We start from the raw sequence: 11,621 nt of genomic DNA on the forward strand, positions 1-11,621 counted from the left end.
TCGGATAGAGGGGGACAGCATGGCACGGCGAATGGGGATCATCTGGAATCCGACCAAGACCGCGGAGGAGGCGCTGCGCGAGGCAGTGGATGCCGCCTTCGCAGAAGATGTCGAGGTGCGCTACTGGGAGACCAGTGCCGACGATCCGGGGCACGCGATGGCTGCCGAGGCCGTGGATGCCGGATGTGAGATCGTCATCGCGGTCGGAGGGGACGGCACGGTGCGGACCGTAGCCGAGGTGATCGCGAGGGCGGGGGAGCACGCGCCCGCGCTGGGGATCGTGCCGCAGGGCACGGGAAACCTGCTCGCCCGCAATCTCGGCATCCCCTTGGGCAGCATCCCGAAGGCGCTGGAGATGATCGCGGCCGGAGGTGAGCGCCGCATCGACATGGGGTGGACGAAGGCTGATGAGGAGTCCACCGAGACCGGATTCCTGGTGATGGTGGGCTTCGGTCTCGACGCACACATGCTCGCCGAGACCGATGACGAGCTGAAGGACAAAGCCGGCTGGCTCGCGTACGTCGAGGCCATTGGGCGGGCCGTCTCAGCCGCCGAGACGGTCGAGTTCACGATCTCGCTCGATGGGGGCGACGAGCAGACCCTGAGCGGACACACGCTGCTGGTCGGCAACTGCGGCGCCATCCAGGGCGGGGTGACGCTGCTGCCTGATGCGGTCCCCGACGATGGGCGCCTTGACCTGCTGCTGGTCAGCGCTGACAACGTCGCGCAATGGGCGCAGACCCTGCGCACGATCGTCTGGGACAACGGCATCCGTCGTCTGCTCGGCGGTTCCGACGACACGGTCAGCACGGACGCCGCGCAGCACCTCACCGGCGAGAGCATCGAGGTCTCACTGCCCGAGGCCGTCGCGTTCGAGATCGACGGCGAAGAGGCCGGCGAGGTCTCGAGCCTGCACGTGCGCGTGCAGCCCGCCGCGCTGCGCGTGCTCTGCTGAAACGCGAGAAACCACTTCCTGCACGAGAAACACGCGCAGACGTGGATTCTCGTACGGGAAGTGGTTTCTCAGCGGGCGAGGGTCAGACCCCGTAGTACAGCTCGAACTCGTAGGGGTGCGGGCGCTGCGCCATCGGCAGGATCTCGTTGTTGTACTTGTAGTCGATCCAGGTGTCGATGAGCTCCTTGGTGAACACGCCGCCCTCGAGCAGGAAGTCGTGGTCGCCCCGAAGAGCCTCGAGCGAGTCCAGCAGCGAGTTCGGCACCTGCGGGATGTTCGCGGCCTCCTCGGGGGGCAGCTCGTACAGGTCCTTGTCGATCGGCTCCATCGGCTCGATGCGGTTGCGGATGCCGTCAAGGCCGGCCATCAGCTGCGCAGCGAACGCGAGGTACGGGTTGCCGGAGGCGTCAGGCACGCGGAACTCGATGCGCTTGGCCTTGGGGTTCGAACCGGTCAGCGGGATGCGGATCGCGGCGGAGCGGTTGCCGGCGGAGTACGCCAGGTTCACCGGAGCCTCGAAGTGCTTCACCAGGCGGTGGTAGCTGTTCAGGGTCGGGTTGGTGAAGGCCAGCACGGCGTGCGCGTGCTTGAGCAGGCCGCCGATGTACCAGCGCGCGATGTCGCTGAGCTGCCCGTAGCCGTTCTCGTCGAAGAACAGCGGCTTGCCGTCGAGCCACAGCGACTGGTGCGTGTGCATTCCAGAGCCGTTGTCGCCGAACAGCGGCTTCGGCATGAACGTGACCGTCTTGCCCCACTCCTCGGCGGTGTTCTTGACGATGTACTTGAACTTCAGGATGTCGTCCGCCGAGTGCACCATGGTGTCGAAGCGGTAGTTGATCTCCTGCTGACCGGCGGTGCCGACCTCGTGGTGCGAGCGCTCCAGCTGGAAGCCGGCGTCGATCAGACGCAGCGTCATGTCGTCGCGCAGGTCCGCGGTCTTGTCGACCGGTGCGACGGGGAAGTATCCGCCCTTGAACGGGGTCTTGTTGCCGAGGTTGCCGCCCTCTTCCTCGCGGCCGGAGTTCCACGCGGCCTCTTCGGAGTCGACCTTGTAGAAGCTCTCGCCCGAGGTGACCGAGTAGCGCACGTCGTCGAAGATGTAGAACTCGGCCTCTGGGGCGAAGAACGCGGTGTCGGCGATGCCGGTGGAGGTGAGGTACTGCTCGGCCTTCTTCGCGACCTGACGCGGGTCCTTGGCGTAGATCTCACCCGTGCGCGGGTTGTAGATGTCGAACACCATGACGAGGGTGCTCGCCTCGCGGAACGGGTCCACGTAGGCCGTCGTCACGTCGGGGATCAACTGCATGTCCGACTCGTGGATGCTGGCGAAGCCGCGGATCGAGGAGCCGTCGAAGAGCTGTCCGTCGCGGAAGAAGTCCTCATCGACCGTGGAGGCCGGAATGTTGAAGTGCTGCTGCACTCCCGGGAGGTCGGTGAAGCGGATGTCGAGGAACTTGACGTCGTTCTCCTCGATATAGCGGATGACCTCTGCGGGTTCTGTGAACATGTGCGACTCCTCGTCGGGTATCGGTCCCTTGCAACCTTACGCAGGTTATGCGGACGGCGTTTCTCGGGGGTGTCTGCCGTGTTTCGAGCATGTTACGAGCTCTCGGTAGGCTGGGAGGGTGAACGAATACCCCGGCGAACGCCTTGGACTGCCCGAAACCGGGCCCCGCAGCATTGCCCGTCTCGGACGCCGGATCGGTGCTCTGGCAATCGACTACCTGGCAGCCACGATCATCGCCGTCGGGTTCTTCGGGTACGACCAGTTCGCCCTCCCGAGCGAGGCGGGGCTCACGCAGTTCGCCCCGATGATGGTGTTCGCCGTGCTGCAGATCCTGTTCATCCCCACGGCCGGCGGCAGCCCTGGACATCGCATCCTCGGCATGCGCGTCGTGCGTCTCGGAGGCGGCTGGGTGGGGCTGTGGCGCCCGATCGTGCGCACGCTGCTGCTGGTGTTCGTCATCCCCGCCGTGATCTTCGATGCCGACCAGCGCGGCCTGCACGACAAGCTCGCCGGCACGGTGCTCATCCGAGCCTGAGCTTCAGAGCCCGCGGTTGCGCTGGCGTGTCTCGCGTGGCGCGCGTCCGCCGAGGTAGGAGCGGGCCGGGTCCACGATGTACCCGCGCCTGAGCGCCTCGCGCCCGATCAGCATCCGAAAACCCATCTCATCGCGATTGGTCAAAGTGACCTCGGCGTCGACATCCGCGCCCACCAGCCTCAGTCGCAGGACGACGACGACACGGTTCTCGGCGTGCCCAGATGAGCTGCGCACGGCACGCCGGTCATGCACCGGGGCTTCGTGCACGACGGCATCCGCTGCGCTCTCCTGCCACGGATGCACACTGAACCGCACCCAGTCCTCGCCATCGCGGTCGAACTCGACCACGTCGAAGGCGTGCAGCGACGACGTGCGCGCGCCTGTGTCGATCTTGGCCTTGATCCACTCGACGCCCAGATCAGGCAGGCCGACCCACTCGCGCCAGCCCGTCGTCGTGTTTGAATGAGAGGACCGTTTCACCTCTACATCCTGGCAGGAAACATCCGTGAAGATCGCCGTCCTCTCGCGAGCCCCGCAGTCATACTCCACGCAGCGCCTTCGGGCCGCCGCCCAACAGCGTGGACACAACGTCAAAGTGCTCAACACGCTGCGCTTCGCGATCGATCTGACGGCCGATGCCCCCGACCTGTTCTTCCGCGGCAAGCAGCTCAGCGACTACGACGCGATCCTGCCCCGCATCGGCAACTCGATCACCTACTTCGGCACAGCCGTGGTGCGCCAGTTCGAGCAGATGGACGTCTACACGCCGAACACGGCCAACGGCATCTCGAGCGCGCGCGACAAGCTGCGGGCGAACCAGATCCTCTCAAGGCACAACATCGCCATGCCGCCCACGGCGTTCGTGCGCAATCGCGCCGACGTGCGTCCCGCCATCGAGCGCGTCGGCGGAGCCCCGGTCGTCATCAAGCTGCTGGAGGGGACGCAGGGGATCGGCGTGATCCTCGCCCCGCAGGTGAAGGTGGCCGAGGCGATCATCGAGACGCTGCACTCCACCAAGCAGAACGTGCTGATCCAGAAGTTCATCGCAGAGAGCCGAGGCCGCGACATCCGCGCTCTCGTGGTCGGCGACCGTGTCGTCGCGGCCATGCGACGGGTCGCGGACGGCGACGAGTTCCGCTCGAACGTGCACCGCGGCGGCCGCGTCGAGCCGGTGTCCCTCGACCCGATCTACGAGCAGACGGCCGTGCGCTCCGCCCAGATCATGGGGCTTCGCGTCGCCGGTGTCGACATGCTCGAGAGCGACGACGGCCCGCTGGTGATGGAGGTCAATTCGTCGCCGGGGCTGCAGGGCATCGAGTCGGCCACCAACCTCGACGTCGCCGGTGCGATCATCGACTACATCGCGAACCAGGTCGCGTTCCCCGACATCGACATCCGCCAGCGGCTGAGCGTCTCGACCGGCTACGGCGTAGCAGAGCTGCTGATCCACTCCGGTGCGGAGCAGGTCGGCAAAGAGTTGGGCGACCTCGGCCTGTGGGACCGCGACATCACCGTGCTGACCCTGCACCGCGGCGTCAGCGTCATCCCGAACCCGCGCAAGCACGTCGTGCTCGAGGCGGAGGACCGACTGCTGTGCTTCGGCAAGCTCGAGGAGATGCGCTCGATGATCCCCGAGAAGAAGCGCCGCCGACCGCGTGTGCGCCGGCTGCCGAAGGAGCCGTTGGGGGAATGACGGACACAAGAGCGGCCCCGTGCGACATGCACGGGGCCGTTCTCGATGTCGGATGCTGTGGACTCAGCGCGGACGCTGCGACCGGACCTTCGTGGGGTCGATGCCCTTCGGGATCGGCAGCGAGGACAGCGACTGCGACACGGATTCGATGCGACGGATCACGGCGGCCATGGTGGCCTTGTCGATCGTCTTCGGGATCTTCTTGATCGTCTTCGCCAGATCGGCGATCGCGACGTCCTCGGGGCCGTGGCCGACGTAGAGGACAGTCACCGGCACGCCGTTGGCTACGCGCTGCGACTTCTGCCGCTCGTCGTTGACCAGACGCGTGAGGCGCCCGCGGGTGCCCTCGCCGACGATGACGATGCCGCCGCGGCCGATCGCGCGGTAGACCGCTTCCTGCGTCTTGGGGTTGATGCCGACGGGGGTGTCGGATGCCTGCCACCGGCGACCGAGGCTGGTGCTGAGCACGTGGCCGGTTGCCCCTGGCATTCCGTCGATCTTCTGGTACATCGCGCTGGTCGACAGACGCGTCATCAGGAACATCGCACCGAGGATGCCGAGCATCAGACCGGTGATGCCCCACAGCACGAGCGAGAGCACCGCGCCGCCGCCGATGAGGTAGCCGAGGATGAGGCCGATGAGCACGCCGCCGATGAGGATCGCGATCTGCGCCCAGGGAAGCCAGCCGTAGATGTCCCGAGTGAATCGGAACAGTGAACGCATCTGGGAGAAGAAGCCCTGACGCTTCTCGGGTTCGGGAGCACGCTTTGCCATGAGCACCAGCCTACCGAGTGATCGCCCTCCTGTTGTCCTGCACAGCTCGCAGATGGGTGGGAGTTCTGCACAGTTCGTGGGATCGGGCGGGGGAGGGAGAGGCCAAGTGGGGTCTCATGGATGCCATGGACGACGCTGCAGGCCTGATCCCTGATGCTCACCGATCCGTGCGGTGGCTCGATGCGCAGGATTCCGCGTTCGCTGGCGAGCTCGTCACGGACGGTGCACAGCTGAGGGTGCGGGTGGATGCCGACCGGGTGTCGGACGCGCTGTGGACATTTGCGGGCGCAGGGCACGTTGCCGGCGTCCGCGACGTCGTGCGGCGAGTCGGAGGGCAGGACGCCCTGCTGCCGTGGTGCGCCGACACCGTCGATGCGTTCCTCGGCCGGCGTGCAGCCGCGGAGCGCCCGCTCGCGGCCGGCGAGATGGTCACCCTCGTCGGCAGTCTGCTGCGCGGCATCGCCGAGACCGCAGAGCACGGAGTGGCCACCGTGGCCGGACGCTGGTGGCTCGCGGACGACGGGCGTCCGCTGTTCGCGCCTGGTGAGGGCAGCGACTGCGCTGCGGCCGCGGCGGTGATCATCCAAGGCGTGCGGGAGGCGTGTGCGGATCGTGCGATGGAGCGCACGCTGGGGGAGATCCTGCGGGGAGTCCATGATCGACGGGTGGTCGTGCGCGAGATCAGCCGGTGGGAGGCGGAGCTGACCGAGCTGGCGGCCCCGCGCGCACTGGATCGCGAGATCTACCCGCCCGAGCGCGTGAGCGCGATCCCCCTGCACCAGGCGCACTTGCCGCAGGAGGCCAGTCGGGACAGCAGGCTGCGCAGCCTGCTGCTGGCGGCGCGCGCGCACTGGGACCGGCTGCGTGACTGGCTGCGGGAGCGGTGGCCGCGGCGCGTCCCGCGATCCCCGGAGGGGACAGCTTCCGAGCGCGGCCGCGGGCGGATGCTGCTGATCGGCGCCGCCGTCGCCGGTGTGGTCCTGCTCGGCGGGCTGCTCTGGCCCACCGGCGGCGAAGACACGTCGGCGACTGCCGCCGCGCGGCGGACCGAGCAGCCGTCGGAGCAGCCGTCGGCGCCGACTCCGACGAAGCCGGAATCATCAGCATCCGCCACGTCGACGCCTGCCACCTCTGCTCCGGCATCCGATGCTGGAGACGCACCGCGTTCCCGGGGAGCCCAGCCGAACGCCGACGCGCCGGTCGAGCAGCAGGCCACAGCGCTGCTGCGGCGAATCGCGGCATGCGCGGAGTCAGGCGACGCGCGCTGTGAGGGCGCGGTGGTGGAAGGTGCCGCGAAGAGCGTTCTGGATCGGCTGTCGGGGGCGGATGGCTCGCGTGCGGTCACCCCGATCGAGGACTACGGCGACATCGCGGTCGTGCGGCTCGGCGCGGCAGGCGAGCTGGGCGAGCAGATGCTCGTGATCGTGCGGCAGAAAGACGGATGGCTGGTCCGCGACGTGTATGACGTCGCCGACCAGCCATCCGGTGCGGGCTGAGTGGACTCAGATCCCGAGGTTCGCGTCGAAGCTCGTGTTCTCCAGGCGGTTCTTGACCGCGCCGAGGAAGCGCGCAGCGTCTGCGCCGTCGACGATCCGGTGATCGTACGAGATCGCCAGGTACACGTACGAGCGCACGGCGATCGCGTCAACGCCGTCGACCGTCACGACGCCGGGGCGCTTGAAGACGACGCCGGTGCCGAGGATCGCGGACTGCGGCAGGAACACCAGCGGGGTGTCGAACAGCGCGCCGCGCGAGCCGGTGTTGGTGACGGTGAACGTGCCGCCGGCCAGCTCGTCGGGCTTCAGCTTGTTGTCACGAGTGCGGGCCGCGAGGTCAGCGATCTCGTGCGCCAGCTGTGCCAGGTTCTTCGTCGCCGCATCGCGCACCACGGGGGTGAGCAGACCGCGCTCGGTGTCCACGGCGATCGAGATGTTCTCGGACGCCGGGTAGACGATCTGGTCGCCGTCAACGGTCGCATTGATGATCGGGAACGCCTGCAGCGCCTCAGCCGCAGCCAGGGTGAAGAACGGCAGGAACGAGAGCTTGTCGCCCGTCTTCTGCTGGAACTCGTTCTTCTTCGCGTTGCGGTACGCGGCCAGCGCGGTCACATCGACCTCGACGAAGGTCGTCAGCTGCGCGGTCTGCTGCATCGAGGCGACAGCGCGCTCCGAGACGACCTTGCGCAGGCGCGACATCGCCTGGGTGGTGCCGCGCAGCGGCGAGACCTCGAGCGGTGCGGCAGCAGCCTGCGCGGGAGCAGCGGCCGGAGCCTGTGCCTTCGCCTCGGCGGCCTTGAGCACATCCTCCTTGCGGATGCGTCCGCCGACGCCGGTGCCGGTGACGGTCGCCAGGTCGACGCCCTGCTGGCTGGCAAGGCGGCGCACGAGCGGCGTCACGTACAGCGAGTCGGAGTCGGCAGCGGCGGGTGCGGCCGGAGCAGCGGCGGGTGCCGGAGCAGGTGCGGCGGGTGCGGCCGGAGCAGGTGCGGCGGGTGCGGCCGGAGCTGCAGCAGGTGCGGGCGCGGCAGCCGGAGCGGGCGCGGCGGGCGCGGGTGCAGCAGCCGGTGCGGGTGCGGCGGGGGCTGCAGCGGGAGCGGCCGGAGCGGCGGGGGCTGCAGCGGGAGCGGCACCGGACCCGATGCGGGCGAGCACCGCGCCGACGGCGACGGTCTCATCCTCAGAGGCGAGGATCTCCTGCAGCGTGCCGGCGACGGGAGAGGGGATCTCGGTGTCGACCTTGTCGGTCGAGATCTCCAGCAGAGCCTCGTCGACGGCGACGTCATCGCCGATCTGCTTCAGCCAGCGGGTGACGGTGCCCTCGGTGACGCTCTCGCCGAGTTCCGGCAGGACGACGTCCACAGCATCCGACGATGCCGCCGGCGCTGCTGCCTCGGCGGCAGGAGCAGCCGGAGCTTCAGCGGCGGGAGCCGGGGCTTCAGCCGCGGGCGCTGCTTCAGCCGCAGGGGCTGCCGCTGCGGGTGCGGCGGCGGAACCGGCGCCGCTGCCATCGCCGATGCGCGCGAGAATCGCGCCGACCTCGACGGTGTCGTCCTCGGCGACGAGGATCTCCTCGATCACGCCGCTGATCGGCGAGGGGATCTCGGTGTCGACCTTGTCGGTCGAGATCTCGAGCAGGCCCTCATCCGCCTGTACGGTGTCGCCCACCTGCTTCAGCCATCGGGTGACGGTACCCTCGGTGACGCTCTCCCCGAGTGCGGGAAGGACCACGGGTGTGCTCATGACGGAGTCTCCTTCAGAAAATCTTTGACGCATCCAGCTTAGTGAACCGGACGCCTGGTTGTGTGGATCAGAGGGCGTGGAGCGGTTTTCCGGCGAGGGCCAGGAAGGCCTCGCCGAGCGCTTCACTCTGTGTCGGGTGTGCGTGGATCAGGGGAGCGATGTCTTCGGGGTGCGCCTCCCACGCGACGGCCAGCTGGCCCTCGGTGATGAGCTCGCCGACGCGGTCGCCGAGCAGGTGCACACCCAGCACGGGGCCGTCCTTCTGGCGGACGACCTTGACGGTGCCGCCGGTGCCGATGATCTCGCTCTTGCCGTTGCCGGCGAGGTTGTAGTCGTAGGCGACGACGGCGTCCTCGCCGAACTGGGCGACGGCAGCCGCCTCGGTGATGCCGACGGACGCCACCTCGGGGCTGCAGTACGTCACGCGCGGGATCTGCGATTCGGGCAGCGTCGGAACCTGCATGCCGGCGATGCGCTCGGCCACCGCGATGCCCTGCAGGAACCCGCGGTGCGCGAGCTGCAGTCCTGGCACGATGTCGCCGACCGCCCACAGTCCAGGCACGCCGGTGCGGAGCTGATCGTCGACGGTCACGAAGCCGCGGTCCAGGGTGACACCGGCCTCTTCGAACCCGAGACCCGCGGTCACGGGTCCCCGGCCGACGGCGACCAGCAGGTAGTCGGCGGTGAACGTCTTGCCGTCCTCCAGCGTCACCGTCACCTGCGCGTCGTCCTGCTCTGCCTCCTGGAACCGCGTGCCGAGCGAGTACTTGATGCCACGGCGGCGGAACGCGCGCTCCAGGCCCTTGCTGAGGGCGATGTCCTCGTTGGGAACCAGATGCGGCAGCGCTTCGACGATCGTGACCTCGGCGCCGAACGAGCGCCACACGCTCGCGAACTCGACGCCGATGACGCCGCCGCCCAGGATCACGACGCTCGAAGGCACCTCATCGAGGGCGAGCGCCTGCTCGCTGGCGATGATGCGTCCGCCGATCTCCAGCCCTGGCAGCGAGCGGCTGTACGAGCCTGTCGCCAGCACGACATCGGCACCGACGTAGCGGTCGTCGCCGACGCGCACAGAGCGGTCGGTCTCGAGCCGCCCTTCGCCTGCGATGACGGTGATGCCGCGGGCCTTGATCAGACCCTCGAGGCCCTTGAACTTCTTCGCGACGATGCCCTCGCGGTAGGCGCGGACGCCGGCGGGGTCGATGGCCTCGAAGGTCGCCGTGACGCCGACCGAAGCCGCCGTGCGCACGTGATCTGCGACCTCGGCCGCGTGCAGCAGCGCCTTGGTCGGGATGCAGCCGCGGTGCAGGCAGGTGCCTCCGACCTTGTCCTTCTCGATCAGGGCGACCTTCTTGCCCAGCTCACTGGCGCGCAGGGCCGCGGCGTAGCCGCCGCTGCCGCCGCCGAGGATGACCAGGTCGAACTCGTGGGTTGCCATCAGGACTCCTTGACCGATGCCTGCGCGAATGCGATGAGTGAGCGGACCGTCGCGCCGGTCGGGCCCTTCTCGGTGTAGCCGTACGCGGAGCCCTTGTGCTCGCCGGAGCCGGCGATGTCCAGGTGGACCCACGGGATGCGGGGAGCGTCGTCAGCATCCGACGTCTTGCCGATGAAGCGCTGCAGGAAGAGTCCTGCGAACAGTGATCCACCCGAGCGGTCGGCCATGTTGGCGTTGACCATGTCGGCGATCTGCGAGTCCAGCGACTCCTCCATGAACTCCGGCAGCGGCAGCGCCCAGGCGGGCTCGCCGGTGGCATCCGACGCGGCGAGGTACTCGGCGACCGCGTCATCTGAGCCCATCACACCGGTGTGCCGCATGCCGAGCGCGACGATGATCGCCCCCGTCAGCGTGGCGACGTCGATGATCACGTCCGGGTTCTCGCGGCTCGCGGCGACCAGGCCGTCGGCCAGCACGAGGCGACCCTCGGCGTCGGTGTTCATCACCTCGACGGTCTGACCGTCGAGCATGCGCAGCACGTCGCCGGGGCGAGTGGCGCGGCCAGAGGGCATGTTGTCGGCGATGCACATCCAGGCGGTCACTCGCACCGGAAGCTGCAGCGCCGCGATGGCGCGGATGGCGGCGAGGATGCTGGCGGCACCGGCCATGTCGAACTTCATCCCCACCATGGCGGCCGCCGGCTTCAGCGAGAGTCCGCCCGTGTCGAACGTGATGCCCTTGCCGACCAGGGCGATGTGACGCCCGGCACCGGCGGGCGCGTAGTCCAGACGGACGAGGCGCGGCGGGCGGTCCGATCCGCGGCCGACGCCGAGGATGCCCCCGTAGCCCTGATCCTCGAGCTCGTTCTCGTCGAGAACCTGCACATCGATCGGCAGCTCGGCGACCGCGTCGACGGCGGACTGGGCCAGCTGCGCCGGGCTCTGCCATTCGGCGGGCGTGTGGACCAGGTCCTTCACCAGGGCGACGGCCTCAGCCACGGCGCGGGCGTGCTCGAGCGCGCCTGCGGGCAGCTCGGCAGAGTGCAGCACGAGCGATTCGGCGCGCGCCGGCTTCTTCTCGGAGCGGTAGTCGTCGAAGCGGTAGCCGCCGAGCATGGCGCCCTCGGCGGCAGCGGCCGCGAACTCCTCGAGGCCAGGGGCGAAGCCGATCGAGACGGTCTCGAATCCGGTCAGACTGCGCACGGCCGTCGCGACCGCGTCGCGCACGGAGGCCGCGTCCGGGGTCGAGCCTGCGCTGACGACGGCCAGCGGCAGCGCGGTGACAGCGGGCAGGTGCACGCGCGTGTACGCGGACGCCTTGCCCTTGTAGCCGATGGCGGAAAGCGTCTCCACGAGTCCCTCGTATCCGGTCAGCGCATCGGTGTCGGCTGCCGGATCGGGGATGACGAGCACTGCGGCGTCTGCAGCACTTCCTGGGAACGGATCGGACGTGTGCGAGATCACGGGAAGCGTCATGC

10 protein-coding genes are annotated in these 11,621 nt (G+C 68.7%); 4 read left to right on the forward strand and 6 right to left on the reverse strand.

Translation table 11 applies throughout. The features are described from left to right. Positions 1–19: 19 nt before the first annotated feature. The gene (locus MNR00_RS08055; protein ID WP_241928629.1) at positions 20–955 is read left to right on the forward strand and encodes a diacylglycerol kinase family protein; all 936 of its coding nucleotides are present in this window, start codon (positions 20–22) and stop codon (positions 953–955) included. An 82-nt stretch (positions 956–1,037) separates the two neighbouring features. Here MNR00_RS08055 and glnA read toward each other — a convergent pair whose 3' ends face one another. Then, a complete protein-coding gene (gene glnA, locus MNR00_RS08060) occupies positions 1,038–2,462 on the reverse strand; it encodes a type I glutamate--ammonia ligase (protein WP_241928630.1) in 1,425 nt (474 codons plus the stop codon). 118 nt (positions 2,463–2,580) lie between these two features. On the opposite strand from glnA, the gene MNR00_RS08065 reads away from it, so the two are divergent. Beyond that, positions 2,581–2,997, forward strand: a complete 417-nt coding sequence (locus MNR00_RS08065) for an RDD family protein (protein ID WP_241928631.1) — start codon at positions 2,581–2,583, stop codon at positions 2,995–2,997. 3 nt (positions 2,998–3,000) lie between these two features. Here MNR00_RS08065 and MNR00_RS08070 read toward each other — a convergent pair whose 3' ends face one another. Beyond that, complete coding sequence (locus MNR00_RS08070) at positions 3,001–3,477, reverse strand: RimK/LysX family protein (protein WP_241928632.1); 477 nt, start codon at positions 3,475–3,477, stop codon at positions 3,001–3,003. Positions 3,478–3,502: 25 nt separating this feature from the next. On the opposite strand from MNR00_RS08070, the gene MNR00_RS08075 reads away from it, so the two are divergent. Further along, the gene (locus MNR00_RS08075) at positions 3,503–4,690 is read left to right on the forward strand and encodes a RimK family alpha-L-glutamate ligase (RefSeq protein WP_241928633.1); all 1,188 of its coding nucleotides are present in this window, start codon (positions 3,503–3,505) and stop codon (positions 4,688–4,690) included. A gap of 63 nt (positions 4,691–4,753) precedes the next feature. Here MNR00_RS08075 and MNR00_RS08080 read toward each other — a convergent pair whose 3' ends face one another. Continuing rightward, positions 4,754–5,464, reverse strand: a complete 711-nt coding sequence (locus MNR00_RS08080; protein ID WP_241928634.1) for a DUF4191 domain-containing protein — start codon at positions 5,462–5,464, stop codon at positions 4,754–4,756. Positions 5,465–5,589: 125 nt separating this feature from the next. On the opposite strand from MNR00_RS08080, the gene MNR00_RS08085 reads away from it, so the two are divergent. After that, positions 5,590–6,960: a hypothetical protein gene (locus MNR00_RS08085; RefSeq protein ID WP_241928635.1), complete on the forward strand. Its 1,371-nt coding sequence runs from the start codon at positions 5,590–5,592 to the stop codon at positions 6,958–6,960. Between the two features lie 6 nt (positions 6,961–6,966). On the opposite strand, the gene sucB is transcribed toward MNR00_RS08085, so the two are convergent. From sucB to MNR00_RS08100, 3 genes are all read right to left on the reverse strand, one after another. Beyond that, a complete protein-coding gene (sucB, locus tag MNR00_RS08090) occupies positions 6,967–8,703 on the reverse strand; it encodes a 2-oxoglutarate dehydrogenase, E2 component, dihydrolipoamide succinyltransferase (RefSeq protein WP_241928636.1) in 1,737 nt (578 codons plus the stop codon). A 67-nt stretch (positions 8,704–8,770) separates the two neighbouring features. Next, positions 8,771–10,144 (reverse strand): dihydrolipoyl dehydrogenase, encoded by a 1,374-nt coding sequence (gene lpdA / locus MNR00_RS08095; protein ID WP_241928637.1) that lies wholly within the window; start codon positions 10,142–10,144, stop codon positions 8,771–8,773. Then, the gene (locus MNR00_RS08100) at positions 10,144–11,619 is read right to left on the reverse strand and encodes a leucyl aminopeptidase (RefSeq protein WP_241928638.1); all 1,476 of its coding nucleotides are present in this window, start codon (positions 11,617–11,619) and stop codon (positions 10,144–10,146) included. Before MNR00_RS08100 ends, lpdA begins: the two co-directional genes overlap by 1 nt. Between the last annotated feature and the right edge of the window lie 2 nt (positions 11,620–11,621).

Origin of the sequence: Microbacterium sp. H1-D42, from assembly GCF_022637555.1 — a bacterium.
Lineage (GTDB): Bacteria > Actinomycetota > Actinomycetes > Actinomycetales > Microbacteriaceae > Microbacterium.